Annotated in this window: 22 protein-coding genes and 1 riboswitch; of the genes, 12 read left to right on the top strand and 10 right to left on the bottom strand. The window is 73.6% G+C overall.

Features of this window, described 5'->3' with window-relative positions:
• Nucleotides 1-151 precede the first annotated feature (151 nt).
• Complete coding sequence (ligD, locus tag QEZ54_RS34105) at nucleotides 152-1,588, bottom strand: non-homologous end-joining DNA ligase (protein WP_281308902.1); 1,437 nt, start codon at nucleotides 1,586-1,588, stop codon at nucleotides 152-154.
• Nucleotides 1,589-1,813: 225 nt separating this feature from the next.
• Here ligD and QEZ54_RS34100 point away from each other — a divergent pair, with 225 nt between their 5' ends.
• Nucleotides 1,814-2,770, top strand: coding sequence for a zinc metalloprotease (locus QEZ54_RS34100; RefSeq protein ID WP_281308901.1), 957 nt, complete (start codon nucleotides 1,814-1,816; stop codon nucleotides 2,768-2,770).
• Nucleotides 2,771-2,902: 132 nt separating this feature from the next.
• Here QEZ54_RS34100 and QEZ54_RS34095 read toward each other — a convergent pair whose 3' ends face one another.
• Nucleotides 2,903-4,009, bottom strand: a complete 1,107-nt coding sequence (locus QEZ54_RS34095) for a hypothetical protein (RefSeq protein WP_281308900.1) — start codon at nucleotides 4,007-4,009, stop codon at nucleotides 2,903-2,905.
• An 86-nt stretch (nucleotides 4,010-4,095) separates the two neighbouring features.
• The gene (locus tag QEZ54_RS34090) at nucleotides 4,096-6,225 is read right to left on the bottom strand and encodes a bifunctional polysaccharide deacetylase/glycosyltransferase family 2 protein (protein WP_281308899.1); all 2,130 of its coding nucleotides are present in this window, start codon (nucleotides 6,223-6,225) and stop codon (nucleotides 4,096-4,098) included.
• 57 nt (nucleotides 6,226-6,282) lie between these two features.
• Here QEZ54_RS34090 and QEZ54_RS34085 point away from each other — a divergent pair, with 57 nt between their 5' ends.
• The 4 genes from QEZ54_RS34085 to QEZ54_RS34070 all read left to right on the top strand — a co-directional run bounded on the left by QEZ54_RS34085 (nucleotide 6,283) and on the right by QEZ54_RS34070 (nucleotide 11,088).
• Nucleotides 6,283-6,645 (top strand): hypothetical protein, encoded by a 363-nt coding sequence (locus tag QEZ54_RS34085; protein WP_281308898.1) that lies wholly within the window; start codon nucleotides 6,283-6,285, stop codon nucleotides 6,643-6,645.
• Nucleotides 6,646-6,833: 188 nt separating this feature from the next.
• Nucleotides 6,834-7,412, top strand: coding sequence for an RNA polymerase sigma factor (locus tag QEZ54_RS34080; protein WP_281308897.1), 579 nt, complete (start codon nucleotides 6,834-6,836; stop codon nucleotides 7,410-7,412).
• A gap of 34 nt (nucleotides 7,413-7,446) precedes the next feature.
• Complete coding sequence (locus tag QEZ54_RS34075; protein WP_281308896.1) at nucleotides 7,447-8,151, top strand: hypothetical protein; 705 nt, start codon at nucleotides 7,447-7,449, stop codon at nucleotides 8,149-8,151.
• A gap of 177 nt (nucleotides 8,152-8,328) precedes the next feature.
• On the top strand, nucleotides 8,329-11,088 hold the full coding sequence (locus tag QEZ54_RS34070; RefSeq protein WP_281308895.1) for a PQQ-dependent sugar dehydrogenase: 2,760 nt from the start codon (nucleotides 8,329-8,331) through the stop codon (nucleotides 11,086-11,088).
• Between the two features lie 124 nt (nucleotides 11,089-11,212).
• Here QEZ54_RS34070 and QEZ54_RS34065 read toward each other — a convergent pair whose 3' ends face one another.
• The 3 genes from QEZ54_RS34065 to QEZ54_RS34055 all read right to left on the bottom strand — a co-directional run bounded on the left by QEZ54_RS34065 (nucleotide 11,213) and on the right by QEZ54_RS34055 (nucleotide 15,002).
• Nucleotides 11,213-12,655 (bottom strand): glycine hydroxymethyltransferase, encoded by a 1,443-nt coding sequence (locus tag QEZ54_RS34065; protein ID WP_281308894.1) that lies wholly within the window; start codon nucleotides 12,653-12,655, stop codon nucleotides 11,213-11,215.
• Between the two features lie 23 nt (nucleotides 12,656-12,678).
• Nucleotides 12,679-12,771, bottom strand: a riboswitch (ZMP/ZTP riboswitch).
• Between the two features lie 66 nt (nucleotides 12,772-12,837).
• Nucleotides 12,838-14,655 (bottom strand): glycoside hydrolase family 15 protein, encoded by a 1,818-nt coding sequence (locus QEZ54_RS34060; protein WP_281308893.1) that lies wholly within the window; start codon nucleotides 14,653-14,655, stop codon nucleotides 12,838-12,840.
• 35 nt (nucleotides 14,656-14,690) lie between these two features.
• Complete coding sequence (locus QEZ54_RS34055) at nucleotides 14,691-15,002, bottom strand: DUF952 domain-containing protein (protein ID WP_281308892.1); 312 nt, start codon at nucleotides 15,000-15,002, stop codon at nucleotides 14,691-14,693.
• A 59-nt stretch (nucleotides 15,003-15,061) separates the two neighbouring features.
• Between QEZ54_RS34055 and QEZ54_RS34050 the strand changes: the two genes are divergently transcribed.
• Entirely contained in the window at nucleotides 15,062-15,598 is a 537-nt protein-coding gene (locus tag QEZ54_RS34050; protein WP_281308891.1) for a DUF6886 family protein, read from the top strand.
• Between the two features lie 107 nt (nucleotides 15,599-15,705).
• Here QEZ54_RS34050 and QEZ54_RS34045 read toward each other — a convergent pair whose 3' ends face one another.
• Both QEZ54_RS34045 and QEZ54_RS34040 read right to left on the bottom strand, forming a co-directional pair.
• Nucleotides 15,706-16,071, bottom strand: coding sequence for a GntR family transcriptional regulator (locus QEZ54_RS34045; protein ID WP_281308890.1), 366 nt, complete (start codon nucleotides 16,069-16,071; stop codon nucleotides 15,706-15,708).
• Nucleotides 16,068-16,880: a hypothetical protein gene (locus tag QEZ54_RS34040; protein ID WP_281308889.1), complete on the bottom strand. Its 813-nt coding sequence runs from the start codon at nucleotides 16,878-16,880 to the stop codon at nucleotides 16,068-16,070. The genes QEZ54_RS34045 and QEZ54_RS34040 overlap by 4 nt, the downstream gene beginning before the upstream one ends.
• A gap of 89 nt (nucleotides 16,881-16,969) precedes the next feature.
• Between QEZ54_RS34040 and QEZ54_RS34035 the strand changes: the two genes are divergently transcribed.
• A complete protein-coding gene (locus QEZ54_RS34035) occupies nucleotides 16,970-17,650 on the top strand; it encodes a hypothetical protein (protein WP_281308888.1) in 681 nt (226 codons plus the stop codon).
• Here the strand turns inward: QEZ54_RS34035 and QEZ54_RS34030 are convergent.
• Nucleotides 17,647-18,285, bottom strand: a complete 639-nt coding sequence (locus QEZ54_RS34030; RefSeq protein WP_281308887.1) for a maleylpyruvate isomerase N-terminal domain-containing protein — start codon at nucleotides 18,283-18,285, stop codon at nucleotides 17,647-17,649. The genes QEZ54_RS34035 and QEZ54_RS34030 overlap by 4 nt on opposite strands.
• A gap of 184 nt (nucleotides 18,286-18,469) precedes the next feature.
• On the opposite strand from QEZ54_RS34030, the gene QEZ54_RS34025 reads away from it, so the two are divergent.
• The 3 genes from QEZ54_RS34025 (at nucleotide 18,470) to QEZ54_RS34015 (ending at nucleotide 23,468) form a co-directional block, all read left to right on the top strand.
• Nucleotides 18,470-19,870 (top strand): glycosyltransferase family 39 protein, encoded by a 1,401-nt coding sequence (locus QEZ54_RS34025; RefSeq protein ID WP_281308886.1) that lies wholly within the window; start codon nucleotides 18,470-18,472, stop codon nucleotides 19,868-19,870.
• Nucleotides 19,871-20,288: 418 nt separating this feature from the next.
• On the top strand, nucleotides 20,289-22,877 hold the full coding sequence (hrpB, locus tag QEZ54_RS34020; RefSeq protein WP_281308885.1) for an ATP-dependent helicase HrpB: 2,589 nt from the start codon (nucleotides 20,289-20,291) through the stop codon (nucleotides 22,875-22,877).
• 15 nt (nucleotides 22,878-22,892) lie between these two features.
• The gene (locus tag QEZ54_RS34015; protein WP_281308884.1) at nucleotides 22,893-23,468 is read left to right on the top strand and encodes a GNAT family N-acetyltransferase; all 576 of its coding nucleotides are present in this window, start codon (nucleotides 22,893-22,895) and stop codon (nucleotides 23,466-23,468) included.
• Nucleotides 23,469-23,520: 52 nt separating this feature from the next.
• Here QEZ54_RS34015 and QEZ54_RS34010 read toward each other — a convergent pair whose 3' ends face one another.
• Nucleotides 23,521-25,353, bottom strand: coding sequence for a M1 family aminopeptidase (locus QEZ54_RS34010; RefSeq protein WP_281308883.1), 1,833 nt, complete (start codon nucleotides 25,351-25,353; stop codon nucleotides 23,521-23,523).
• Between the two features lie 190 nt (nucleotides 25,354-25,543).
• On the opposite strand from QEZ54_RS34010, the gene QEZ54_RS34005 reads away from it, so the two are divergent.
• Together QEZ54_RS34005 and QEZ54_RS34000 are read left to right on the top strand one after the other, a co-directional pair.
• The gene (locus tag QEZ54_RS34005; protein ID WP_281308882.1) at nucleotides 25,544-25,882 is read left to right on the top strand and encodes a PadR family transcriptional regulator; all 339 of its coding nucleotides are present in this window, start codon (nucleotides 25,544-25,546) and stop codon (nucleotides 25,880-25,882) included.
• A gap of 98 nt (nucleotides 25,883-25,980) precedes the next feature.
• Nucleotides 25,981-26,844 carry an NAD(+)/NADH kinase gene (locus tag QEZ54_RS34000; protein WP_281308881.1) on the top strand — a complete coding sequence of 288 codons (864 nt, stop codon included), beginning with the start codon at nucleotides 25,981-25,983 and terminating at the stop codon, nucleotides 26,842-26,844.
• Nucleotides 26,845-26,846 lie beyond the last annotated feature (2 nt).

Raw genomic sequence — 26,846 nt, 5'->3', positions numbered from 1 at the left:
CCCAAGATTCCTGCACTTTCCCCGAAACTGCACCACGATCTTGGCCGCGCGACGAGCGCGGGGCCCGCGGCGCGGGCGCGCGCGGGGGGGGTCGGGGCGGGTCGGCGCGGGTCGCGGGCATGAGGCGGCGGGGGTGCGAGGGGGTGGCGGGTTACTCGCGGGTGATGTCGTGGGGGGACTTGTCAGGGCGTAGGCCGCGCCAGGAGGGGTGGCGGAGGCGGCCGTCGCGGGTCCATTCGGTGAACGTGACCTCGCCGACCAGGTTCGGGGTGGTCCAGTGCGCGTCGGCGGCCTCGCGTGCCGGTGGCGGCGGGTCGAAGGGGGTGCTCGCCCGGGACCGGTGGCGCAGTCGGCGGAGCAGGTCGTCGAGCGCCGCGCGGGTGAAGCCGGTGCCGACCTGCCCGACGTAGCGCAGCCTGCGGCCTTCGGGAACGCCCAGTAGCAGTGAGCCGATGGTGTCGGCCCGGTTGCCCTTGCCGGGGCGCCAGCCGCCGACCACCACCTCCTGGGTACGCACGTTCTTGACCTTGATCCAGTCCCGTGACCGCCGCCCCGGCAGGTACGCCGAGTCCAGCAGCTTGGCCACGACCCCTTCCAGCCGCTGCGCCCGGGCCACCGCCAGCAGTTCCGCCCCGCCGCCCTCGGTGTGCGGCGGGGTGTCCCAGTGCGGTCCGCGCAGACCCAGTGACTCCAGCAGCTCGCGGCGCCGCCGGTACGGCAGCCCGGTCGTGTCCTGCCCATCGAGGAACAGCAGGTCGAACAGCACGTACGTGACCGGGTTGCGGGCGGCGGCCGCGCGTACCGCCGCCGCGTCGCGCAGGTGCATCCGGGGCTGCAGCGCCCCGAACGACACCCGGCCGGCGGCGTCGAACGCGACGATCTCCCCGTCCAGCACCGCCGCCACCGACCCGAGCGCCTCCCCCAGCCCCCGCAGCTCCGGGTACGCCGCCGTCACGTCCAGGTCGTTGCGGCTGACCAGCCGCAGCCGCCCGCCCTCGGCGTAGGCGACCGCGCGCACCCCGTCCCACTTGAACTCGTAGCCGTAGGCGGCGTCGCGCTCGGGCGGGGGCAGCTCGCCGGGGGTGGCCAGCATCGGGCGTACCAGGACGGGCAGTGGTCGCCGGTCGGCGGCGGGCGGGTCCATCAGGTGCATCAGCCACTGGTCGCCCCGGGTGCGGATCAGGGCGTAGCGGCCCTGCGCCCGCCGCCCGTGCAGCACCACCTTGACCTCGTCGTCGGTCCAGGTCTCGCAGTCGTAGGTGCCCCGGTCCCAGATGGCGACGGTGCCGCCGCCGTACTCCCCGGCGGGGATGGTCCCGGCGAAGCCGGCGTATTCGAGCGGATGGTCTTCGGTGTGGACCGCGAGGCGGTTGCGGCGGGGGTCGGTGGGCAGGCCCTTGGGCACCGCCCAGGAGACCAGCACCCCGTCGTGCTCCAGGCGGAAGTCCCAGTGCAGGGCCCGCGCGTGGTGCTCCTGGATCACGAACGTGTCGTCGGCGCCGCGCGGCAGCGGCCCGCCCTCGGGCACCGGCTCCGGGGTACGCGAGGCGCTGCGCCTGGCCCGATAGGGCGACAGCCGATCGGCCATACCTTCCGTTGTACGCCGCCGGGCCGACCCGTGCGGCCGAACGTGACGATCCGGTGACGCGGCCCGGCATTGCGGGGCGAACGTCCACAACAGACCCATGGTGACATGCAGTGATTCATCCAAAAGGATGATGCTTACGACCATCGATCGTCTCTAATGTGTCGTCCACACGCATGGACACGGCGCGAGCGACCCCGTCGCGCCGTCCACAGGAGAGGTGAATTCATGACCCTGAGGCGCACCCTCAGCACCGTAGGCGTGGCCGCGCTGCTCGGCGCGACCCTGATCGGCTCCCCCGCCGCCGCGAGCTTCGTCGTCGGCTCCGGCGGCGACGCCGCCGCCTGCGTCGACCCGGCCGCCCTCGGCGCCGCCAAGGCCCGACCGGGTGGTGCCGCCAAGCACGACCCCAACGAGATCAGCGCCAGCGAGGCCGCCGCCCGCGAGAAGAACCTGGCCGACACGCTGCGCCAGCGCGCCAAGGTCGGCGGCACGTCGGCGCTGGCCGCGACGGTGACCATCGAGGTCGTCGTGCACGTGATCTCCGAGGACGGCACCCGCGCCAACGGCAGCATCACCGACGCGATGATCAACAACCAGATCAGCGTGCTGAACACCTCGTACGCGGGCGGCTTCGGCGGCGTCAACACCGGGTTCCAGTTCCACCTGCAGGCCATCGACCGCCAGATCAAGCCGGCGTGGTACCCGATCGTCTACACCTCGACCGCCGAGAAGCAGATGAAGGCGGCGCTGCGCACGGGCGGCAAGGGGACCCTGAACATCTACACCGGCTCGCTCAGCGACGACCTGCTGGGCTGGGCCACGTTCCCGAAGAGCCAGGCCGACACCTACGACGGCGTGGTCATCCTGGCCGAGTCGCTGCCCGGCGGCACCGCCAGCCCGTACAACCTGGGCGACACCGCCACCCACGAGGTCGGCCACTGGCTGAACCTGTACCACACCTTCCAGGGCGGCTGCAACGGCAACGGTGACCAGGTCGCGGACACCCCGGCGGAGAAGTCGGCCGCGTTCGGCTGCCCGGCCAACCGGGACACCTGCCCGAGCAAGGCCGGCCTGGACCCGATCCACAACTACATGGACTACACCGACGACTCGTGCATGTACGAGTTCACCGCCGGCCAGGCCGCGCGCATGAGCTCCGCGTGGACGGCGTACCGGGCCTGATCGAGGGCCGTTCGAGCACGTCCGGGTCCGGCGCGGTCGCGCGCCGGACCCGCCCCGTCGGGGGCCCGGCACCGGTGCGCGGTGCCGGGCCCCTCGCCTTTTCGATCGCAGGCCGGGGTGGGAGCGCCCGCGTCAGCTCTGGCGCAGGGCCGGGAGCGGGATCGGGATGTTGAAGGCGGTCGCGCCGCCGCCCATACCGTTCTCGCAGGTGTTCGGCGGAGCGGTGCCCACGCCCCGGGTCGACGGCTTCTCCGCCGCCCAGAACATGAACCCGAGCATGCCCGACGAGGTCCCCGCGCCGTTGGGCGCGACCGACTGCAGGTACGGCGCGGTCGCCTTCTGCAGCGAGTTGGCGAAGCTGGTGCACTCCGGCCGGACCTTGCTGCCCTCGGCGACGTAGAACGCGCCGGTGAACTTCGCCGGGGCCAGCGGCGGCACCGGCGGGCTGTACTGCGGCTTGCCGTCGATGTGCTCCTGCCAGTTGGCCTGCGCGGTCGACGCGGACGGCTGCCGGGCCGGAACCATCGCGTTGGCCCAGTCCAGCACCGGGGTGTCGGTGCGCAGCCAGTCGGCGGTCGCCTTCTGGTTGAGGTCGATCAGCCAGCGGTCGCCGGCCGCCACGTCGATGGTCAGCCGCGCGGTCGGGTCGGTGCCCGCCGCGTTGTACGGGTGCACCGCCCGGTACGCGTTGATGAAGTTCTGCAGCTGTACCACGTTGGGGTTGGTGTTCTGCTCGTAGTCGATCTCGATGCCGACCCCGAACTGGCTGGCCACCGCCGCCGCCCGCTGCCCGAGCAGCGTGCCGCCCGCCGCCAGCGCCGCGTCCCAGTCGGCGGTGTACGTGATGCCGCCGATGGACAGCATCACCGCGATCCCGCGCGACTTGAAGTAGTTGACGATGTCCTGGGTGATGCCGCGCGGCACCCCGTTGAGGTTGCCCGCGTCGGTGGTCTGGTTGAGCAGCCGCAGCGGGTTGACGAAGCTCAGCACGACCAGGTTCACCGAAGGCCGGCCGTCGCCGCGGTCGACGAGCCAGTGGTTCTGGCTGTCGAACTCGGCCACGCTGCGCACCGCCGACCAGGTGCAGGCGTCGTTGCTGCAGTGCCACGCCCCGTAGATGGAGACGGGGGTGGCGGCCAGCGCCTGCGCCGGGGCCGGAGCGGCCGGGGCCGCGGCGGTCGCCGGTCCGGCCGGCAGCGCGGCCAGGAGCAGGGCTAGTAGGAGGGGCAGTGGTCTCATGTTGCCTCCGTTGGCGTGCGGGACCGAAACAGGAAACAAGGTTCCCTGTTTCTAGGCGCCGACGGATGCCGATGTGTCACTCCGCCTCAGCGGCCCGCGCCCACCCCCGTCCGGGCGTGCTCGGCGACCGCGCCGGTGCGCACCATGCGGTGCCAGCGCAGCCGGTCGCCGATCAGCGCCATCACCGTCGACTGGATCACCACGAGGTACATGAGCTGCCGGTACACGATCTGCTGCAGCGGCAGGCTCCACACCGGACCGAGCCGCTCCCCGTCCAGGCGCAGCGCGTACGCGGCGGTGAGCATCTGCAGCGCGGTGAAGCCCAGCCACACCGCGGCGACCTGCGCGGGCGGGAGGAAGAAGGCGCCGTAGAGGCCGTAGACGTCCACCATCGGCGCCGACAGCGGCAGGATCACCTGGAACAGCAGCAGGTAGGCCAGCCCCCGGCGGCCCAGCACCCCGGAGGAGCCGCGCTCGAACAGGGACCGGCGGTGCTTCCACATCGCCTGCATGGTGCCGTAGCACCAGCGGTAGCGCTGCCGCCACAGCTGGCGCAGGCTGGAGGGGGCCTCGGTCCAGGCGATCGCGTCGGGGGCGTACACCACCCGCCAGCCCGCCCGAATGATCGCCATGGTGAAGTCGGTGTCCTCGGCCAGCGTCTGGGTGGACACCCCGCCCACGTCGACGACCGCCTCGCGGCGGAACGCGCCGATCGCCCCGGGCACCGTGGGCATGCACCGGGCGACGTCGAACATGCGCCGGTCGAGGTTGAACCCCATCACGTACTCGAGGTGCTGCCAGCGGCCGAGCAGGCCGCCCCGGTTGGCCACCTTGGTGTTGCCGGAGACCGCGCCCACCTCCGGATCGGCCAGCGGCTGCACCAGCTCGCCGATGGAGTCCGGCTCGAACACCGTGTCGCCGTCGACCATCACCAGGATGTCGCCGCGGGCGAACATGACGCCGGTGTTGAGCGCGGTCGGCTTGCCCGCGTTCTCCTGCTCGATCACCTGCACGTGGGGCAGCCGCATCCGGCGTACCAGCTCGGCGGTGCCGTCGCTGGAGCCGTCGTCGACCACGATCACCTCGACCTCGGGGTAGTCGCTGTCCACCAGCGAACGCACCGTGGCCTGGATGTTGGCCGACTCGTTGAAGGCGGGCACGATCACCGACACCGGGCCCAGGTAGCGCCTGCGCCGCCGGGACGACCTGCGCACCCGCCGCACGTGCACCCGGGTGCACCAGACCTGCACCACCAGGCGCAGCCCGCCCAGGATGAGCGCGGCCGACATGAGCCAGGTCATCACCGTGGCCAGCCAGCCGGAGCCGAGCTGCGCCCAGCGCAGCGCCTGCCCGCGCAGCCGCTGCGCCGAGGCGGCGGGCGGCGCGTCGGGCAGCCGCAGCGCCTGCGACACCGTGGTGAACTTGTACCCCTGCTCCTGCAGACGCGGGATGAGCACGTCGAGCGCGGCCACGGTCTGCGACCGGTCGCCACCGGAATCGTGCATCATGACCACCGCACCGGCGCCGTCCTGCGGCGTCGCGGCGGAGACGATCGCGTCGACCCCGGGACGGCTCCAGTCCCTGGTGTCGAGGTCGGCCAGGACGGTCAGGTAACCGGCGGCGCCCGCCTCCTGGATGACCCCGTACAGCCCGGCGGTGACCGCGTCGGGGGTCGAGGAGTACGGCGGCCGCAGCAGCGTCGGACGGCGGCCGGTCGCCCCCGCGACGGCGTTGTCGGTCAGGGTCAGCTCGACGTCGCGCAGCCACGGCGCGGTCGCGCCCAGGTTCGCGTGGGTGAAGGTGTGCGCGGCGAGTTCGCTGCCGCTGCCGGCGATCCGCCGGGCGATGTCGGGGTGCTTGTTCACCTGCGCGCCGACGACGAAGAAGGTGCCCGGCACGTGGTGGCGCGCGAGGACGTCGAGGACCTTCGGCGTCCAGACCGGGTCGGGTCCGTCGTCGAAGGTGAGCGCGATGGTCCGGGCGGGCAGGGAGCGGCTGGTCACCGTACCGTCCGGGTCGGGCCGCAGCACCGGCCCGCCCGACAGCACCTCGTCGGGGGCGGGCACGTCGTCGCCGGGCGCGACCGGCCCCGAGCCCTCGGCCCCGACGTGCTCGACGTAGCCGTTGAGGCACAGCCCGCCGAGTGCCACGGCGAGCACCATGACCAGCAGCACCCAGTGGGCGCGCGCTTCGCGCCGCTTGACGTGACGGGACATCGCTACTGCTGCTTCTTCTTCGAGGGGGTCGGTCGCGCCGTCGGCCGGTTGCCGTGCGTGACCGTCGACGCGGACGGGGTCGGCCGGGGTCCGGCCGCGGCGGAGGCGGTGGGGGCGGGTGAGGGCACCGTCTGCCGCGTCGGAGCCGTCGCCGGTGCGGAGGAGGGCACCGGCAGCGGGCTGGCCGTCGGCGCGGCCGGCGGGTGGTCGGGTCCGAGCTGTGGCAGGCCGGGCAGGCTGCCGGCAGCGCCGAAGAAGCCTGCCACGACGACACCCAGTGTGGTGGTGAGGAGCACCCCACCGGTCGCCGCCGCGATGGAGAACAACCGACGCCGCCGCCCGGTACGGTCGACGAACACCGGTCGGTTGCGACCCGTACGCCTGCTCATGCTGCTGCTCGACCTCGCCGTCGCCTCGTGACGGCCACCGCGCGTGGGACCCGCCGCGGCCATCGGGCACGCTCACCCGCACCCCGCAGGTAAAGCGCCGCAGGACCACGCAGTGTCACTGGAGGTGAGATGGATTCCTCGCCGGGCGACACGGGTGCGCGTGCGGCGGCCGCGACGGTGCACAATCATTGCTCCGAGTCTGGTGGAGAGGAGCGGTCGGTGACCGAGGTGCAACCGCGTGCCACGACCGACCTCTCGACGGCCGTACACGCGGCGGCCAGGGGTGATGAGTCCGCTTTCGGGAGGATATACACCGAGCTGCAGCCCGGCCTGCTGCGCTACCTGCGGCTGCTGGTCGGCGGCGACGCCGAGGACGTGGCGTCGGAGACGTGGCTGCACATCGTTCGCGACCTGCACACGTTCCGGGGTGACGAGGCCGGGTTCCGCCGCTGGACGGTCACCATCGCCCGGCACCGGGCCATGGACCACCTGCGCCACCACCAGCGCCGACCGGCCCAGCCCGTGCCGGTCGAGGAGATGCTCGACCTCGCCGGGCGCGAGGACACCGCCGCGTCGGCCATGCAGACCATCACCACCGGCAGCGCGCTCGCGATGATCGCCGCGCTGCCGCCGGACCAGGCCGAGGCGGTGCTGCTGCGCGCGGTGATCGGGCTGGACGCCCGCGCCGCCGCGCAGGTGCTCGGAAAACGCTCGGGCGCGGTGCGCATGGCCGCCCACCGAGGGCTGCGCCGGCTGGCCGAACTGCTGGGCGAGGCCGCCCCGGAGGCCCGGCCGTGACAGCTGCGGCGAGTTGGACGCTCAAGGAGATGAGATGAGCGCGCGACCTCCCCTGAACCCAGACGACACCGACCGGCTGCTCGACGGCGAGCCGTCGGCCGCCTATCCGCGGCTGCGCCGGGCGCTGGCCGAGGCCGCCGCCCCCGGCGACGCGTCCGAGCTGGCCGGGCTGGCGGCGGCCATGACGGCGTACCGCCAGTCGGCGGCCGCGGGCCGGGGCCGGCGGCGCGGCACGCTGCGGCGGGCGCTGGCATTCAAGATCGCAGCGGTCGTGGCGGCGACCGCCGTCGGTGGCGTCGCCTTCGCGGCGAGCACGGGCGTGCTGCCCGGCCCGTTCTTCCGGCCCTCGCCGCCCAGCACGTCGGCGCCCGCCTCGCCCTCGGCGCCGGGCGCGTCCGCGGCCGGGCCCGGCGGGTCACCGTCGGCATCGGCCTCGCCGAGCCAGGCCGCGATGCCGCTGCCGTCCACCGCGGCGAAGGTGCACGGGCAGTGCCGGTCCTACCTGTCCGATCCGGGCAAGGCCAAGGCGACCACCAACCCGGCGTACGCGGAGCTGGTGGCCGCGGCGGCCGGGCGCGACCTGGCCGCGTTCTGCACCCGGCTGCTGGCGGCCCAGCCGAGTCCGGGCGGGCAGCGGCCGAACCCGGACCCGTCGAAGAAGCCGGAGAAGTCACCGCACGCGGTGCCCTCCCCGCACCGGTCGGGTGACGCCCCCGACGGTGTGACACCGGCGCGGTAGCGCGCGCTATACCGGTGGGACCAGCTTGGCGCACCCTTGCTGGTCCCTCTTTCTTTCCCGGATCGGTCCGGGGCGCGGCGCGTACGCCCTGACACCTTCCCTGATATGGGTAGCCTTACCCCGTTTGTCGCTTTTGTTGACACGCGGGGGGCTTTTCGCATGCGATATGGAATACGGATGGGAGTGGTCGGCGCCGCGCTGGCGTCGGCCGTACTGCTGCTCGGGGCGGCGGGTGCCGTGCCCGCGCAGGCGGCGGTGGCACCGGCCGCACCGGTCATCACCGAGCCCGATGCCGAAGGCAAGCTGGTCAGCGGTGCCGACGTGCACATGGAGACCCGGCCGATGCAGAACAACGACGCCGGCGACGCACACCTGTGCACCGACTGGGAGATCTGGACCGAGAACCCGGCCAGCGGCGAGCGCGTCTGGTTCGCCGGCTGCGTCAGCGGCACCGGCCGGGTGCACGTGCACCTGGGCGACGGCGTGTTCGAGCACTCCTTCGCCGACCGGCGCGACCTCGCTCCGGACCGGACGTACACGCTGCGGGTGCGCCACCGCGACACCACCGGCGGCTGGGGCGCCTACTCCAGCCGGCGCTTCCGCACCGACGTGGAGAAGAAGCCGCTGCCCGGCGCGCCCGACTGGAAGGTCTCCCAGCCCGGGTACGTCGTCGAGGAGGTCGGCGGCGACCTGAGGCTGCCGGTCAACATCGCGATGGTGCCGAACTGGAACGGCGACCCGAACAAGCCGCTGTTCTACGTCACCGAGCTGTACGGCCGCATCCGCGTCTTCACCGGCGGCTTCAAGAAGAGCACCTACGCCGACGACCTGCTCGACTTCGACCCCAGCGCCCAGTTCCCGGGCACCGGCGAGATGGGCGTCACCGGCATCGTGGTCGACCCGAAGAGCGGCGACGTGTTCGCCTCGATGATCACCAAGGACGACGGCGACCTGCTGCCGAAGATCGTCCGCTTCCACAGCACCGACGGCGGCCTCACCGCGGCCACCAAGACCACGGTCATCAAGATGGAGGACGAGGAGCAGTCGGCCTCGCACCAGATCTCCAACCTGACCATCGGCCCGGACGGCAAGCTGTACGTGCACCTCGGCGACGGCTTCGACGCGAGCACCGCCAAGGACCTGGACTCCTTCCGCGGCAAGGTGCTGCGGATGAACCTCGACGGCACCGCGCCCTCCGACAACCCGTTCTACGACGCGAAGAAGGCCGACGAGGCGCGCAGCTACGTGTGGGCGTACGGCTTCCGCAACCCGTTCGGCGGGGCGTGGCGGGTCGCCGACGGCCACCACTACGAGGTCGAGAACGGACCCTCGTCCAACGACCGCCTCGCCCGGGTCACCAAGGGCGGCGACTACCACTGGAGCGGCGGCTCCAGCGGCCTGACCAAGAACGCCCTCTACAACTGGAAGACCACCCAGGGGCCGGTCAACATCGCGTTCACCGAGCCCAGCGTCTTCCACGCGGCGGGCTTCCCGCAGGACAAGTACGGCCACGCGTTCGTCACCCTCAGCGGCCCGACGTTCGCCTCCGGCCCGCAGAGCCGGGGCAAGCGGATCGTGGAGTTCGAGTTCGCCAAGGACGGCTCGGTCGGCGACCCGAAGACCCTGGTCCAGTACACCGGCAGCGGCAAGACCAGCGTCGCGGGCCTGGCCCCGGGGCCGGACGGGCTCTACTTCACCGGCCTGTACCCCAAGAGCGGCGACGCCACCGACAGCGGCGCCAAGATCTACCGCCTGCGGTACGTGCAGAAGGCCTCGACCGCGCCGGTCACCGTGTACTCCGACAGCTCCTTCCGGGGCGACTCGCACAAGCTCGGCACCGGCATCACCGACGGCACCGGCACCGGCTTCGGCGACGTCAAGGACGACAGCGTCAGCTCGCTGAAGGTGGCCGGCGGCTACCGCGCCCTGGTCTGCACCGGCGGCGCCGCCGCCCCGACCGGGCTGGGCACCTGCCGCTACTTCGGGCCCGGCGAGCACTCCGCGCTGGCCGAGCTCAACGACCAGGCCTCGCTGATCGCCGTGTTCAGCGGCCCGGAGGCGGGCCGCGGCGTGGTCGGCTACAAGGACGCCGACCTCGGCGACCCCGCCCAGACCCTGGGCACCGGCATGTACGAGTCGGTCGCGGGCGAGCTCGACGGCGGCGACAGCGCTCCGATCAACTCGCTGCGGGTCAACCCCGGCTACCGGGCCGTGGCCTGCGACAAGGACCGCACCGGCGGCGCCTCGCTGGGCACCTGCCGGGTCTTCGACAGCGGCACGTACAAGCAGCTGGCCGACCTGGCCGGGAAGATCTCGCTGATCGGCGTGGTCGGCCCGCCGGTCACCGCGTTCGCGCAGGCCGCAGCCAAGGGCGACGAGCAGAGCTTCGAGCCCGGCGTGTACGAGGGCAGCCGCGGCGAGCTCAAGGCCGTGGGCGACGACGCGGTCACCACCCTGCGGGTCGAGCCGGGCTTCCACGCGGTCGCCTGCGCCAACGACGGCAGCACCGGGGCGGGGGCGGCCGACCTGGGCCGCTGCCGCTCGTTCCCGGCCGGTGAGCACAACCTCGCCGGAACCGACCTGGACGACGCCGTGTCGCTGCTGGCCGTGTACGCCGGACCCGGCACCGGCGCGGGCGTCACCGCCTACCAGGACCGCGACCTCAAGGGCAGCAGCACCGTGTTCGGCAGCGGCCTATACGAGGCGGCGCTGGACCAGCTCGGCAAGGTCGGCAACGACAAGGCCACGTCGCTGCGGGTGAACCCGGGCTGGCGGGCGGTCGCCTGCGAGCAGTCCAGCGGCAAGAACACCGTGGTGGAGCTGGGGCTGTGCCGGTACTTCGCCCCGGGCGACTACGCGTACCTGGGCGCCGACCTGAGCGACAAGCTCTCGATGCTCGCGGCGGGCCCGCGCCCGCCGGCCCCGAACAAGCACTGACCAGCACCACCCCGGACCCATGAGCCGGTGGCCGACCCCGGTCGGCCACCGGCTCAACTCATTCCACCGCCCGCGCCGCCCCGCGCCCCGCCTTGAATAGACGGGGTGGGCGGCCCCGACGCGGTCAGCCGAGGTCGACGGTCGGGTAGAGGGGGTGGCCGGAGAGCAGGTCGGCGGCGCGGCGGGAGACCGTGTCGGCGACCCCGTCAGCCAGCCTGTACTGCGCGAGCGAGACCTTGCCGTCGGCGCCGGTGCCCTGGGTGGTCTGCGACAGCACGGCGTGGATCAGGTCGGCGACCTGGTCCATCTCGGCGGTGCCCAGGCCGCGCGTGGTCAGCGCCGGGGTGCCCAGCCGGATGCCGGAGGTGTACCAGGCGCCGTTGCGGTCCTGCGGCACGGCGTTGCGGTTGGTGACGATGCCCGAGTCCAGCAGCGCCGACTCGGCCTGCCGACCGGTCAGGCCGTACGACGACACGTCGAGCAGCACCAGGTGGTTGTCGGTGCCGCCGGTCACCAGCGTCGCCCCGCGCTTGAGCAGCCCCTCGGCCAGCGCCTTCGAGTTGTCCACGATCCGCTGGGCGTAGTCGCGGAACTCCGGCCGCTTGGCCTCGGCCAGCGCGACCGCCTTGGCCGCCATCACGTGCGGCAGCGGGCCGCCGAGCACCATCGGGCAGCCCCGGTCGACCTGCTCGGCCAGCTCGGACTGGCACAGCACCATGCCGCCGCGCGGGCCGCGCAGCGACTTGTGCGTGGTGGTGGTGACGATCTGCGCGTGCGGGATCGGGTCGAAGTCGCCGGTGAGCACCTTGCCCGCGACCAGGCCCGCGAAGTGCGCCATGTCGACCATCAGGGTCGCGCCGACCTCGTCGGCGATCTCGCGCATGGTCGCGAAGTTCACCAGCCGGGGGTACGCCGAGTAGCCCGCCACGATGATCAGCGGCCGGAACTCGCGGGCCGTCTCGCGCAGCGCGGCGTAGTCCACCAGCCCGGTGACCGGGTCGGTGCCGTAGCTGCGCTGCTCGAACATCTTGCCGGAGATGTTGGGGCGGAAGCCGTGGGTCAGGTGGCCGCCCGCGTCCAGCGACATGCCGAGCATCCGCTGGTCGCCCAGCTCGCGGCGCAGGTTGAACCAGTCGCCCTCGGTCAGGTCGTTGACGTGGCGCACCTGCGCCTTCTCCAGCGCCGGGCTCTCCACCCGCGACGCGAGGATCGCCCAGAACGCGACCAGGTTCGCGTCGATGCCCGAGTGCGGCTGCACGTACGCGTGCTGCGCCCCGAACAGCTCCTTGGCGTGCTGGGCGGCCAGGCCCTCGACCGTGTCGACGTTGCGGCAGCCGGCGTAGAAGCGGCGGCCCACGGTGCCCTCGGCGTACTTGTCGCTGAACCAGTTGCCCATCGCCAGCAGCACCGCGGGCGAGGCGTAGTTCTCACTGGCGATCAGCTTCAGCGACTCGCGCTGGTCGGCCAGCTCCTGGCCGATCGCGGCGGCGACGGCGGGCTCCACCGCGCGTACCGCCTCCAGCGCGTGGCGGAAGGCCTGGGACTCGTGCGACAGCTCACCGGACATGGCCGGACCTCCTTGGCGATGCGAAAGGGGGCCCAGGCGCACGGCACAGCGTCACGATGACGGGGCCGCTTCCCGATGGTCGATCCCATCCCAGCGCGCCAGTCACGGCCCACCCCGAGCCTAGCAACCAACCGAGCCCACCGCGGCGCTGGCTCACCGTCCGGGACACCCGCGCCGTCGGGTCAGCCGAGGGCGCGGTCGAGGTTGAAGGCGGCGCTGATGAGGGCCAGGTGGGTGAATGCCTGGGGGAAGTTGCCGAGCTGCTCGCCGGTCTGGCCGATCTGCTCGGCGTACAGGCCGACGTGGTTGGCGTAGGTGAGCATCTTGCCGAAGGCGAGCTGGGCCTCGTCCAGGCGCCCGGCCCGGGTGAGGGCCTCGACGTACCAGAAGGAGCAGATGGAGAAGGTGCCCTCGTCGCCGCGCAGCCCGTCCGGGCTGACCTTCGGGTCGTACCGGTAGACCAGCGAGTCGGAGACGAGGTCGGCGCTCAGCGCCTCCAGCGTGGACAGCCACTTCGGATCGGTCGGCGCGACGAACTTCATCATCGGCATCATCAGCACCGAGGCGTCCAGCACGTCCTCCCCCTCGTGCTGGGTGAACGCGCCGCGCTCCGGCGACCAGCCCTTCTTCATGATCCAGTGGTAGACCGCGTCCCGGGCCTCGCGCCAGCGCCGCAGGTCGGCCGGCAGGCCGCGCCGGTTGGCCATGCGCATCGCCCGCTCGATGGCGACCCAGCACATCAGCCGCGAGAACAGGAAGTTCTTGCGGCCGCCGCGCGTCTCCCAGATGCCCTCGTCGGGGGTGTCCCAGTGGTCGCAGACCCAGTCGACCAGGTCGTGCACCTCCTCCCAGCGGTCGCTGGAGATCGGCTGCACCCACTTGTCGTACAGGTAGATCGAGTCGATGAGGGCGCCGTAGATGTCGAGCTGCAACTGGTCGACGGCGGCGTTGCCGATCCGGACCGGGGCCGAGCCGCGGTAGCCCTCCAGGTGCGGGAGTTCCTGTTCGGGCAGGTCGGTGCGGCCGTCGATGCCGTACATGATCTGCAGTGGGGCCTGGTCGCCGCCGCGCAGGCTGACATGCCGGGACAGGAAGTCCATGAACGCGGTGGCCTCGGTGGTGAAGCCGAGCCGCAGCATCGCGTACACGCAGAACCCGGCGTCGCGGATCCAGACGTAGCGGTAGTCCCAGTTGCGCTCGCCGCCGAGCTGCTCGGGCAGGCTGGTGGTGGGCCCGGCCACGATCGCGCCGGTCGGGGCGTACGTCAGCAGTTTGAGCGTCAGCGCGCTGCGGTGCACCATCTCGCGCCAGCGGCCCCGGTAGCGCGACTGGCTCAGCCAGCGGCGCCAGTAGCAGACCGTCAGCTCGAACTGCTCGGCCGCCTCCCGCGCGGGGCAGTCGCGCGGCGCCAGCCCGCCGTCGACGCGGTCCAGGGCGAACACCGCCGTCTCCCCCTCGGACAGGGTGAACTCGGCGCGGGCGTCGGTGCCGTCGTCGGTGACCGGGACGCTGGCCGTCAGCGCGAGCGTCAGCTGCGGGGACTCGAACACGAGCAGGCCGTCCTGGCGGCGGATCGTGTGCGGACTGCGGCCGTAGTCGAACCGGGGCGCCACCACGGCCGAGAAGGGCATCGTGCCGCGTACGCACAGGACCCGCCGGATCAGGCGGTGCCGGTCGGCCTCGGTCGAGTCCCCCAGGATCGGCATGAAGTCCTGGATCTCCCCGACCCCGTCGGCGGCGTAGAACCGGGTGATCAGCACGTTGGTGTCGGGGAAGTAGAACTGCTTGGTCCGCGCGGGCACCGCGGCGGCCAGCCGGAACGCCCCGCCCCGGTCGGCGTCGAGGATCGCGGCGAAGACGCTGGGCGAGTCGAACCTCGGGCAGCAGTACCAGTCGATGGTCCCGTCCACGCCGACCAGCGCCACGCTGCGCATGTCGCCGATCATGGCGTGCTCGGAGATGGGCAGGTAGCGCCCGTCCCGACCCTCGTGCGGCCCCACGGAGCCAGCATATTCCCTGGTCGTGGGGCATACGCTCAGGTCAGCGGGCGCACCTCGGCCACCGCGGTCAGCTTCAGCGGGCCGTAGATGTGCGGGTACAGCTCCGCCGACCCGGCCGGGCTCTCCCGCACCACGGGTACGTCGAGCCTGGTCTCGTCGATGACGAGCAGCAGCAGGTCGTCGCGGTCGGCGTAGTAGCGCTGCCGTACCCCCTCGATCTGCGCGAGGGTGTCGCTGGCGTGCAGGAAGCCCTCCTGCTCCAGGCCCACCCCGCGGGTGGAGACGGTGTACGTACCGGTGAACTGCGCCTGCGCCCAGTCCTCGGGCAGTGCTATCTGGTAGATCATCCGTGCAGCCTATCGATATTCCGTGGAGCGGCGAGCCGGCCGCGTGCGAGTCTGGCCGGATGCGACCTGGACCAGGCGAGGTGCTGCACTTCTCCGAAGACCCGTCCATCACCCGCTTCGAACCGCACGTGGCCCGCACGGCCCGCCAGCCGGAGGCCTACGTCTGGGCGGTCGACCACGACCGCAGCCCCGACTACTGGTTCCCGCGCGGCTGCCCGCGCGCCCTGACCTGGATCGGCCCCGACACGACCGCCGCCGACGCCGCCACCGTCCTCGGCCCCGGCGGCGGCACCCGTCTGCACGCCATCGAGTACGGCTGGCTGCCCGCGCTGCGCTCGGTCCGCCTGTACGCCTACCGCCTGCCCGCCGACCAGTTCCGCCCGTTCGACGCACCCGTGTCCCACGCCCACGTCGCCACCGAGCCGGTCGTCCCGCTCGGCCCCGCCGAACCCGTCGGCGACCTGCTGGAACTGCACGAGCAGGCAGGCATCCAGCTCCGGGTCCTGCCCAACCTGTGGCCGCTGTGGAACGGCGTCATCACCTCGACCATGGAGTTCAGCGGCATCCGCCTCGCCGCCGCCCGCCCCGCCCCCTGACCCGAGACCCGCCAAGTCGCCCGGCAATCGGGGGTATCCGGACCCCTCGAGTGCCAGATTGCCCGGCAAGTTGAACGAGCTTCGGGACGAGCACCGGGCCGGGCGGGTCAGTCGGCGGCGGTGCGCAGGGCGGTGACGGCGGTGTCGAGGTCGGCGCCGAGCAGGCGGGCGGTGGCCAGGTAGGTGCGGGCCGCCTCGGCGAGGCGGTCGGCGACCTCGGCCCGGCTCAGGCTGGGCCGGGCCGCGACCGTGGTGCCGTGCCGCACCCGGCTCACGACCAGGCCGTCGGCCTCCAGCTCGCGGTACACCCGGGCGATGGTGCCGGTGGCCACGCCGAGGTCGGCGGCGAGCTGGCGGATCGACGGCAGCTGGGTGCCCGGCGGCAGCACCCCGCTGCCGATCATGGTGGCGAGCTGGGCCCGGACCTGCTCGTACGGCGGGACCGGCGAGTTCGGGTCGTACTCGACGATCACCCGGCGGCACCCGCCGCGACGGTCCACGGGCGGGTGGCCAGCCGCCACCCCAGCAGCGGCACGCCCACCGCACCGGCCATGATCAGGACGACCGCGGTGGCCTCGTCCCCGGCCAGCAGCGCGAGCTCCGCCACCACGCAGTACAGCACCAGCGCGGTCCCGGCGGCGGCCAGCACGTGCAGCGAGCGGGACCGGACCGCGTCGTCGGCGGCGACCACGTCCGGCGCGGCGACCGGCTGCGGCCGGTGCAGCACCGCCCTGGTCGCCAGCCGGACCAGCAGCAGCACGACGGCGGTCGTGCCCAGCCACACCGCGTACCGCGCCGGGGACGGGGCGGCCCCGGTCAGGCTGGGCGGCTGCGGCCGGAGCGCGTGGCTGCCGGCCAGGACCAGGCACAGCAGCGCCGCGGCGGGCAGCGCCCAGCGCAGCAGCGGCGGCAGGTAGCGCGCGGGGGTACGCGGCAGCAGGCTCGCCGCCCGCGGCCCCGCCACCGGCCGGGCCAGCCTCGCCTCGGCCAGCAGCGCCCCCGCGAACCAGCCCGCGAGCAGGTAGGTGAAGTTGACGCCGAACCGGTCCTCGGCCAGCCACGGCAGCGTGTAGAGCACGAATCCGAAGGTCACGCCCGCGGCCCGCCAGCGGCGGGTGGCGGCGAGGTAGGCGATGACGCGCGGTCCGTTGTCGACGGTCAGCCAGAGCGCGTGCCGCCTGGCGAAGCGGCCCAGTCGCGCACGGGACACCGGCCCGTCGGCGGCGGCGTACACCAGCAGCGCGACGGCCAGCGCGGCGGTGACGTAGACGAGCTGGACCATGCCGGACCTCCAACCGGGGGGGCCACCAATGTAGCAAACAGTTGATACATTGATGCCTCGCGCCGCAAACCGCTGCAGGAAGGCACTCCGTGACCGCCACGCTGCCCGACGACGTCTGGAACCGCCTCGACCCCGCCGCCGGCGCGCTGCCCCGGCGGACCCGCCTGCGCCTGGCCGTCACCGGGTTCGCCCTGCTGGGCGCGCTCGGAGTCGGCGCCGGGCTGTGGTTCGCAGGCGCGATCGTGCCCCGGCTGGAGGCCACGCCCGGCTTCGACGCGCAGTACGTGCGCCCCGACGGCACGCTCGAGCAGCCGTTCGGCCGGTTCGCGCCGCCCAGCCGCCGCATGCGGCACACGCTCTACCTGCACAACGGCGGCAGCGACCCGGTCGAGCTGACCGGGATCGGCGCCGACGCGCCCGGCCTGCGGGTGGTGCGGGTGGCGCTGGGCGACACGCACCTCACCGGCAACCGCTGGAGCACCGGCGGCGCCGAGTTCAAGCCCGGCGACACGTACCAGCTGCGGCCCGACGAGCAGCTGACCGTCGAACTCGACTACGACGTGACCGACTGCGACCTGGTCTCGGCGGGGCAGCCGGGGGTGCCGGTACGGCTGCGGCGGTTCTTCGGCGAGCAGACGGTCCTGGTGTACCCGCCGAACGTCGTCATCGAGCCCGGCGGCTGGCACGCCACCGAATTCCCCGACCCGCGGGCGGTCGGCTGGCAGCGCTACCTGGCCGAGGCCGCCTGCGGCCGCCTGCCCAAGGCCTAGAACGCGCTGATGGTGGCCGGGGCCCGCTCGGAGCGGCTGAGCGCGCGCAGCACCGCCGTGGTGCCGTGGCGGCGCACGGCCAGCGCCGACAGCAGGGCGAGCACCGGCTCGGTCACCTCGGCGGGCAGCTCAGGCGTGGGAATGTCCAGGCCGCACGCGAGGTCGTCGGAGTGGACGGTGATCTCCATCAGCCGGGTCAGCAGGTAGTCGTCCAGGCGCAGCCGCCACGGCCCGGCGGGCGGGGACACGTGGCAGTCGGCCGGGGCGCCGGCGAGCAGCTCCGGCAGCCGCCGCACCAGCTCGTCGACCCGCTCGACCAGGGCGGCGGCGCCCTCGGCGGCCGCCTGCTCGCCCGTGCGCCGGATCGCCACGTTGACGGTGGCGTCGAGGTCCGCGCCGACCCACCGGGCCTTGGCGTAGTGGTCCAGCACCCCGATCACCGCGCCGTCGCCGGGCGGGTCGGCCAGCAGCTTCGGCAGCGACAGCACCTGGCTGCCCAGGTGCTCGGCCAGGCCGCCGACGGTGAACCCGGTCAGCGCGCTCGGACCGGACCACGCCTTGGCCACCGCCGGGTCGGCCAGCAGCGCGGCCGCCGAACGGGCCGCGGAGAGGAACGCCGTACGCATGGGGGTCATGCGCCAACCCTACCGGCGCATCGGCGACCGCCGACCGATCCGACCGTGTATTACAGGCGGCGGGCCCTGTATTACAGCCCGACCGGATCGCGTATCTCAGGCTGGTTCATGCCGTTTGACGAGACGTGATCCCCGCCGGGCACCGGTCGGCGGGGCATCCGTGCTGGTCGAGAGAGGACTGTCGTTGAGCGAGCGCACCGTGCTCACCCCCGCACACACCATCCCTGCCGCGCCGGAGCCGGTGGTCCCGGCCGATCCGCAGCAGCGGCTGCTACGCGCGGCGCTGTACGGCGGCTGCGCCCTGACCGTGGTGGCGGCGGTGCTGCTCACGGTGCGGCTGCTACCGGCGGGGTCGCGGTCCGGGCGCTGGGTGTACCCGTACGTCGGGACGTTCTCGGGGTGGCACCTGTGGCCCGCGGCGGCGGCACTGCTCGCGGTGGTGGGGCTGCTGCTGGTGTCGCGGCGGCTGCGCCCCGGCGTCGCCGTCGGCGGGTGGCTGGTCGCGGCGGTGCCGCTGCAGCTGCTCCTGCGCACCTACGACGAGGTGTCCCTGTCGGTGCTGGTGGCCAGCGACCGGGCCAACTCGTTCCACACCCCGTCGCTGACCTACTCGGCTCACGACTTCATCTCCCGGTACATGGAGATCGTGTCCGACCTGCCGCCGCACGCGCGCACCAACATGCCCGGCAAGACGCTGCTCTACCACCTGCTCGGCGCGGTCACCACCGACCCGGGCGCGCAGGGCGTGCTGGTCGTGGCCGTGTCCAGCCTGACCGCGCTGCTGGTGTACGCGGTGGCCCGCGAGGTGTTCGACGACCACCGCACCGCGCTGTACGCCCTGATCCTGACCCTGCTCATGCCCGGGCGGCTGTGGTTCCTGCCCATCCTCAACACCGTCTCCCCCGTGCCGATCCTGCTGGCGCTCTGGCTGCACCTGCGCTTCCTGCGCGGCAGGCAGTGGCCGTGGGCGGTGGCCGTGGGCCTGACGGTGTACCTCACCTTCCTGTTCGAACCGCTGCCGCTGGTCCTCGGCCTGGCCTTCATCGGCACCGCGGCCCTGGCGCTGCACCGGCGCACCTGCGACTGGTACGACATGCTGCGGCTGGTGTCGGTCACCCTGGCCGCGTTCGCCGCGGCCTACCTGGGGATGCGGGCGCTGTTCGGGTACGACCTGTTCGTCAACCTCGACTACGTGCTCGCCGACGCCAACGACTTCAACGTGCGCGCCGCCCGGCCGTACGGGGTGTGGGTCTGGCGCAACCTGTGGGACCTGGCGCTTTGCGCCGGACTGGCCGTGACGGTGCTCGTCGGGGCCACCGCCTATGACGGGTTCCGGCGGGGGCTGGCCCGGCCGGCGGCGGTGCTCACCGTCTGCGGGCTGGCCGTGCTCGCCTTCCTCGACCTGGTCGGGGTGAACCGGGGCGAGACGATCCGGCTGTGGATCTTCCTGGGCGTGTTCTTCCAGCTCAGCGCGGCCTGGTTGTGCGCACGTTCGCCACGGCAGTGGCCGTTCACGGCCCTGGTCGCCGCGACCCTGCTCCAGGGCACCCTGGGCATGGCCCTGATCGCCTTCGTCCGCCCCTGACCCGACACCCCAGACCCGCCCCGGGAACCCCGCGCGCCGCGCCGGGGGCGCCAGGGCGCCGGGGCGGCGGGGCGGCGGGACTCCGAACGCCGGGCCGCGGGCGTTCCCGGGCGGGTCCGTGCAGTTTCGGGGAAACTGCGCGAATAGCGGGCCGCTTTCGTGCAGCTTCCCCGAAACTGCAGCATCGTGAGCCGCGAGCGGACCCGTCCCGGGGGGGGACCGCGTGGCCGGGTTGGCATTGACGCTGGCCTATCCAGAGGACCGATCTCGCAAATCCGTCTTCTGGATAGGCCAGTGTCAATGTCAGGCGGGGGGCGGGGACGGGCGGGTGCCAGGGCCGTCGCCGTCGCCGGGCAGCGGCCGTCGGTCGAGTGGGCCGTCCGTCCGGGGCGGCAGGCGGGTGGGACAGACTGGGCGGGTGCTTCCCGAGGTGGCCGCGCGGCCCGACACCGACCTGCCCGTGCGCGACGTCCTGCCCGACCTGGTCGCGGCGCTGCGCGGCAGCGGGACCGCCGTCCTCGTCGCCCCACCCGGCTCGGGCAAGACGACGCTGGCGCCGCTGGCGCTGGCCGACGCGGTCCCGGGGCGGATCGTGGTGGCGCAGCCGCGACGGGTCGCCGCCCGCGCCGCCGCCCGGCGGATGGCCGAGCTCACCGGCACGGCGCTGGGCGGCCTGGTCGGCTACAGCGTGCGCGGGGACAGCCGGACCGGCGCCGGTACCAGGATCGAGGTGGTCACCACCGGTCTGCTGGTGCAGCGGCTGCAGCGGGATCCGGAGCTGCCCGGCGTGGGCGCGCTGATGCTCGACGAGGTGCACGAGCGGCAGCTCGACGCCGACCTGGCGCTCGCGTTCGGGGTGGACGTACGCGGAGCGCTGCGGCCGGACCTGTGCCTGGTCGCCGCCTCGGCGACGGTCGCGGGGCACGCGCTGGCCCGGCTGCTCGGCGAGGGTACGGCGGTCGTGACGGCGCAGGGCTCGCCGCACCCGGTGCAGGTGCGCTGGAGCCCGCCGACGGGGCCGGTCGACGCGCCGTACGGCCTGCGGGTGGACCCGCGCCTGCTCGACCACGTCGCCGCCGTCATCCGGCAGGCGCTGCGGGAGTCGCCGGGTGACCTGCTGGCGTTCCTGCCCGGCGCCCGCGAGCTGGAGACGGTGGCGGCGCGGCTGGCGGACCTGCGTGACGTCGACGTGCTGACGCTGCACGGGCGCCAGGGTGCGGGCAGCCAGGACGCGGCGCTGCACGAGGGCGTACGGCGGCGGGTGGTGCTGGCCACCTCGGTGGCCGAGAGCAGCCTCACCGTGCCCGGGGTGCGGATCGTGGTCGACGCGGGGCTGGCCCGCGCGCCGCGCACCGATCTGGCGCGCGGGCTGGACGCGCTGGTCACGGTACGGGTGTCGCGGGCCTCGGCGGAGCAGCGGGCCGGTCGCGCGGGCCGGCAGGCGCCCGGGGTGGTGTACCGGTGCTGGTCGCAGGCCGAGCAGGACCGGCTGCCCGCGTACGCGGAGCCGGAGGTCGCCACCGCCGACCTGACCGCCTTCATGCTGCAGCTGGCCTGCTGGGGCAGCCCGGACGGCACCGGCCTGGCCCTGCCCGAGCCGCCCCCGGTGGCGGCCGCACGGGTGGCCAGGGAGACCCTGGCCGCGCTGGGTGCCGTCGACTCCGACGGCCGGGTGACCGCCCGGGGCCGGGCCATCGCCCGGGTGGGTGCGCACCCGCGTCTGGCCCGCGCGCTGCTGGACGCGGCCCCGCAGGTGGGCGCGCACCGGGCCGCCGAGGTGGTGGCGCTGCTGTCGGCCGACGCCCAGCCGTCCACCGACGACCTGGCGAAGGCCTGGCGGCGGCTGCGCGACGGCGCCGACCCGGCCGCGAGCGCGACCTGGCGCACCGAGACGCGCCGCCTGTCGGCGGCCCTGCGCGACGCCACGCCGGACCGGCCCGAGGAGGCGGCAGCGCGCAGCGCGGGCACGACGGGCCCGGACCGGCCGCCGCACGGCGCGGGCGCGGTGCCCCGGGACCGGAGCACGCTGACCGACGATCTGGCGGCGGCGCTGGTGGTGGGGTTGGCGTACCCGGAGCGGCTGGCGCGGCTGCGGGCGGCGGGCGGGCGGACCTACCTGATGACCGGGGGTACGGCGGCCGAGCTGGCGCCCGGCTCGGGGCTGGCGGGGGTGGCGTGGCTGGCGGTGGCCTCGGCCGACCGGCAGCCGGGCAGCAAGGACGCCCGGGTGCGGCTGGCCGCGGCGGCCGACGAGGACACCGCCCGCGCGGCGGCACCGGACCTGCTGGTCAGCGGCGACGAGGTGGCCTGGGTCGACGGGGACGTGCTGGCCCGCACCGCGACCCGGCTGGGCGCGCTGGTGCTGGCCGAGAAGCCGCTGCTCAAGCCGGACCGGGCGCTGGTCGCGGCGGCGCTGGCCGAGGGGCTGCGCCGGGAGGGGCTGCGGCTGCTGCGCTGGGGCGAGGAGGCCGAGGCGGTGCGGCAGCGGCTGGCGTTCTGCGCGTACGCGCTGGGCGAGCCGTGGCCCGCCGTCGACGACGAGTCGCTGCTGGCCCGGGTCGGCGACTGGCTCGGGCCGGAGCTGGCGCAGGCGCGCCGCCGCGACGACCTGCGCCGGGCCGACGCCGCGGCGGCGCTGCGCCGGCTGCTGCCGTGGGCGCAGGCGGCCCGGTTCGACCAGCTGGCCCCGGAGCGGATCGAGGTGCCGACCGGCTCCCGGATCCGGGTCGACTACACCGATCCGGCCGCGCCGGTGCTGGCGGTGAAGGTGCAGGAGGTGTTCGGCTGGGCGGGCACGCCGAAGCTCGCCGACGGGCGGGTGCCGGTGGTGCTGCACCTGCTGTCGCCCGCGGGGCGTCCGGCCGCGGTCACCGCGGACCTGGGCTCGTTCTGGCGTACCGGCTATCCGCAGGTGCGGGCCGAGCTGCGCGGACGCTATCCGCGCCATCCGTGGCCGGAGGATCCGGCCGGTGCCGAGCCGACCCGGCGGGCGAAACCGCGCGGCTGAGGCGATGATGGTGCGATGCCAGACCTGATCATCCCGGTCGTGCCCGCCGGCACGCTGAGCAAGGCGGAGCAGCCGATCCTGTCCGGGGACGGGCTGCTACTGCGGCCGTGGCACGGCGGCGACGCGGCGACGGTGCGGGCGGCGTTCGACTGCCCGCGCATCCAGCGCTGGCACGTGCGCCGGATGGACGGCGACGACGAGGCGCTGGCCTGGATCGAGGACGGCCACCGCCGGTGGCGTACCGAGTCCGGGGCCCGCTGGGCGGTCACCGACGGCCGGCAGGTGCTGGGGCAGGTGGGGCTGCGGGAGATGTCGCTGTTCGAGGCGTACGCCGAGGTGTCGTACTGGACGCTGCCCGACGCGCGCGGCGCCGGGGTGGCCGGGCGGGCGCTGGCGGCGCTTTGCGGCTGGTCGTTCCACACCCTCGGGCTGCACCGGCTGACGCTGCAGCACTCCACCGCCAACAGCGGCTCGTGCCGGGTCGCGACCAAGAGCGGGTTCCCGCTGGAGGGGCTGCTGCGCGGCAGCCTGCTGCACGCCGACGGCTGGCACGACGCGCACCTGCACGCGCGGCTGCGCAGCGACGCGTGAAGCCGGACCCGGGGCGGCGCTGACCCGGGTCCGACTCGTCTTCAGCCCGCTGTCACCCCTCGACCCGGTGGGCGGTCCAGAACGAGGTCAGGTCGGTGGTGGTCGCGGCCTGCGCGGCGGCCTTGAAGTCGGCGACCGTGCTGATGCCGTACCAGTGCGACTGGGCGTAGTTGAGCAGCAGGGTCTGCATGGCGCTGGTGCCGATGAGGCGGCGCAGGTCGTGCAGCACGCACTTGCCGTAGGTGTAGACGACGGTGCCGTAGCGGCTGGAGTGCGCGTCCCAGTACGCCATCGAATTGGTGATCTTCTCGGCGCTGCTCTGCCAGCTGACGCTGTTCCAGCAGTTGGTGCCGGTGACCCCGCGCTGCAGGTCGGTGGCGTAGTCGGTGAAGCCCTCGTCCAGCCACGGCACGGTGTACTCGTCGTCGCCGACGATGCCGTAGAACCACTGGTGGCCCAGCTCGTGGATGACCGGGGTGGCGGTGGCCTGCGACAGCACGATGCCCGGGTACTCCATGCCGCCGAACCAGAAGTTGTTGTGCAGCACCAGGTCCACCTCGCCGTACGGGTACGCCCCGAAGCGCGAGCCGTGCCCGTCCATCGCCGACGCCGCCGTGCTCTGCATGCTGCTGGCGGTGCTCGCGGTGATGCCCGAGGTGCGGTACGTGTTGACCAGCACGCCGCCGGACGAGGTGGTGCTCGTCTTCACGAACGGCCCGGCCACCCAGGCGAACTCGCGCACGTTGCTGGCGGTCGCGGTGGTGACGGTGCGCCCGCTGCCGCCCGGCGCCTCGGTGGAGGTGCCGCTGGCCGGGGTGAGCACCGACGTCGGGTGGTCCAGCGTCACGCTGTAGTTGCTGATGAGCTGGTAGAAGCTCTCGCCGTTGTTGGTGTACGGGTCGAGGTGCCACCCGGCCCCGTCGCGCACCGCGAGCACCGGGATCGCGTTGCCGATGAAGTTGTACGACCCGTCGCGCCCGAACCGGTCGCTGCCGTCGGGCACCGCGATCGACACGTCGAACCCGACCGTGCCCGACTGCCCCTGCGCCAGCGGCGCCGGCAGCGTGATCTTCAGGGCGGTGCAGTTGACCTCCAGGCTGCCCGCGGTGCCGCCGGTGACGTTGCCGACCTGGATCGGCTGCACCGACGGGCAGGTGCCGTGGTAGTTGTCCCACAGTCGCAGGTAGACCTCGTTCAGCGCGACCGAGGACACGTTGGTGAACGCGACCGTCTCGTGGCCGGTCCAGTTCGCGCCGGTCGCGTCGCTGCTCAGGTTCAGCGTGTAGTTCGCGTTGGCGGGGGTGCGGGTCGGCGAGGTCGGGGTGCCCTCGGCTACGTTCAGCGCCACGTCGTCGAGGGCGAAGCTGGTCTGCAGGCTGCTGTCCTCGACGCCGGTGAACAGCAGGTTCACCGTCTGCCCGGCGAACGCCGACACGTTGACGGTGCGCTGCTGGTAACCGGCGGCCTTGTTGAGGTTCGAGTACGACGCGACCGTGGTCGAGCCCAGCTGCACGCTCAGCGTGTCGTACGCGGTGCTGGTGGTCGTCTCGGCGGTGTCGATGTGCAGCCAGAACGTCAGGGTGGCCGAGTTGCAGCCCGCGGGCAGGGTGACCGACTGCGACAGGGTCCTGGTGTTGGTCGAGCCGACGCCGTTGAGGAACGCGTTGCGGGTGCCGGTGCGGGCGGGCTGCGCGGCGAACGTGCCGATGACGCCGGAGCTGCCGCCCCACGGGGTGGTGCCGCTCTCGAAGCCCGCGTTGCCGACGACCTGGGCGGGGGTGCAGGCCGCGTGGGCGGGGGCGGCGGCCAGCACGGCAGTGGCCCCGGCCGCGGCTATCGCTAGGGCACCACCTGCGGCGATACTGCGCAATGCGCTTCGGAACATGGAGGTCCTCCAGGTGTCGGGTGGCCGGAGGGGTGTTCCGACCACGCCGTACGGACATTGCCGTCAATCTATGGGTGAGCCGGGGGCCGCACCATGCGCCGCCGCTCCGACACGCCGACGGGCGGCGAAGATGGCGGTCTGCCGCCATCGGGGCGGGCGCAGATGTGTCGGCGGGCGTAGTATCAGCCGGATGAGCGCCGCGTTGCAGGAGCCCACCTTCCTGATCCTCTCCGCGCTGGCCGAAGGGCCCCTCCACGGATACGGCGTGATCCAGGAGGTGGACACGCTGTCCGAGGGCCGGGTGGTGCTGCGCCCCGGCACCCTCTACGGCGCCCTGGACCGGCTGGTGGAGCAGGAGTTCGTCGCCGCCGCGGGCGAGGAGGTCGTCGACGGCCGGCTGCGCCGCTACTACCGCCTCACCGACACCGGCGCCCGCCTGCTCGACACCGAGATCCAGCGCATGACCAGCAACGCCCGGGCCGCCTCGGCCCGGCTGCGCCGCCGCGCCCAGGGCACCGCCCCGGCATGAGCGGCCCGCGTCCGCCGCGCCGCCGCACCCCGAACCGGCCGCCGCCGAGCCGGGCCGAGTCCGCCGCGCGAGGGCGCCGCTGACCGTAAAGTAGCAGCGTGGGCCTGGTACACACGGTGGGCTTGGTGCTGCACCCGGAGCGGGACTCGGTGCCCGCGATCACCACCGTCATGGGCTGGGCCGAACGGCGCGACGTCACCGTCCTTGGCCTGCCCGACGAGATCGGCCGGATCGCCTGCGCGGCGGTGCCGGTGGCCCCGAACGAGCTGGCCGACCGCGCGGACCTGGTGGTCAGCCTGGGCGGCGACGGCACCATGCTGCGCTCGATGCGGCTGATCGCGGGCCGGAGCACGCCCGTGCTCGGAGTCAACCTCGGCCGGCTCGGCTTCCTGGCCGAGATCGATGTGGACACCCTGCCCGCGGCCCTGTCCGCGATCGACAACCACCACTACTCGGTGGAGCCCCGGCTGGCGGTGCGGGCGACGATGCCCGACGGGCGGGCGGTCACCGCGTTCAACGACATCGCGCTGGTGCGCATCCCCGGTGACGGCCTGGCCGCCATCGCCATCGAGATGCAGGAGCAGCCCTTCGTCCGGTACGCCGCCGACGCCGTCATCGTCGCCACGCCCACCGGCTCCACCGCGTACAGCTTCTCGGCGGGCGGGCCGATCGTCGCCCCGACGGTACGGGCGATGCTGGTCACCGCCGCCGCGGCGCACTCCACCTTCAACCGCGCGCTGATGCTGCCCACCGACGAGCGGCTCTGCCTGCGGCTGCTGCCCACCTGCGGGCGGCTCGCCGTCGAGGTCGACGGGCGCCTCGACGGGTACGTCTGCGCCGGGGACCGGGTGACCGTCACCGCGCACGCGGACGCGGCGCAGGTGGTACGCCTGGGACACGGCACCTTCTACGAACGGGCGCGGCGCAAGCTGCAGGTGCGCGGCAGCTTGGAAGTCGACTGACC

The organism is Catellatospora sp. KI3 (assembly GCF_029948125.1).
GTDB lineage: Bacteria > Actinomycetota > Actinomycetes > Mycobacteriales > Micromonosporaceae > Catellatospora.
This window is presented reverse-complemented; position numbering and strand designations above follow the sequence as displayed.

Coding starts and splice junctions, on each gene's coding strand:
- ligD (WP_281308902.1), bottom strand. CDS start 1,588: ATGGCCGATCGGCTGTCGCCCTATCGGGCCAGGCGCAGCGCCTCGCGT.
- QEZ54_RS34100 (WP_281308901.1), top strand. CDS start 1,814: ATGACCCTGAGGCGCACCCTCAGCACCGTAGGCGTGGCCGCGCTGCTC.
- QEZ54_RS34095 (WP_281308900.1), bottom strand. CDS start 4,009: ATGAGACCACTGCCCCTCCTACTAGCCCTGCTCCTGGCCGCGCTGCCG.
- QEZ54_RS34090 (WP_281308899.1), bottom strand. CDS start 6,225: ATGTCCCGTCACGTCAAGCGGCGCGAAGCGCGCGCCCACTGGGTGCTG.
- QEZ54_RS34075 (WP_281308896.1), top strand. CDS start 7,447: ATGAGCGCGCGACCTCCCCTGAACCCAGACGACACCGACCGGCTGCTC.
- QEZ54_RS34070 (WP_281308895.1), top strand. CDS start 8,329: ATGGGAGTGGTCGGCGCCGCGCTGGCGTCGGCCGTACTGCTGCTCGGG.
- QEZ54_RS34065 (WP_281308894.1), bottom strand. CDS start 12,655: ATGTCCGGTGAGCTGTCGCACGAGTCCCAGGCCTTCCGCCACGCGCTG.
- QEZ54_RS34055 (WP_281308892.1), bottom strand. CDS start 15,002: ATGATCTACCAGATAGCACTGCCCGAGGACTGGGCGCAGGCGCAGTTC.
- QEZ54_RS34050 (WP_281308891.1), top strand. CDS start 15,062: ATGCGACCTGGACCAGGCGAGGTGCTGCACTTCTCCGAAGACCCGTCC.
- QEZ54_RS34040 (WP_281308889.1), bottom strand. CDS start 16,880: ATGGTCCAGCTCGTCTACGTCACCGCCGCGCTGGCCGTCGCGCTGCTG.
- QEZ54_RS34030 (WP_281308887.1), bottom strand. CDS start 18,285: ATGACCCCCATGCGTACGGCGTTCCTCTCCGCGGCCCGTTCGGCGGCC.
- QEZ54_RS34015 (WP_281308884.1), top strand. CDS start 22,893: ATGCCAGACCTGATCATCCCGGTCGTGCCCGCCGGCACGCTGAGCAAG.
- QEZ54_RS34010 (WP_281308883.1), bottom strand. CDS start 25,353: ATGTTCCGAAGCGCATTGCGCAGTATCGCCGCAGGTGGTGCCCTAGCG.
- QEZ54_RS34005 (WP_281308882.1), top strand. CDS start 25,544: ATGAGCGCCGCGTTGCAGGAGCCCACCTTCCTGATCCTCTCCGCGCTG.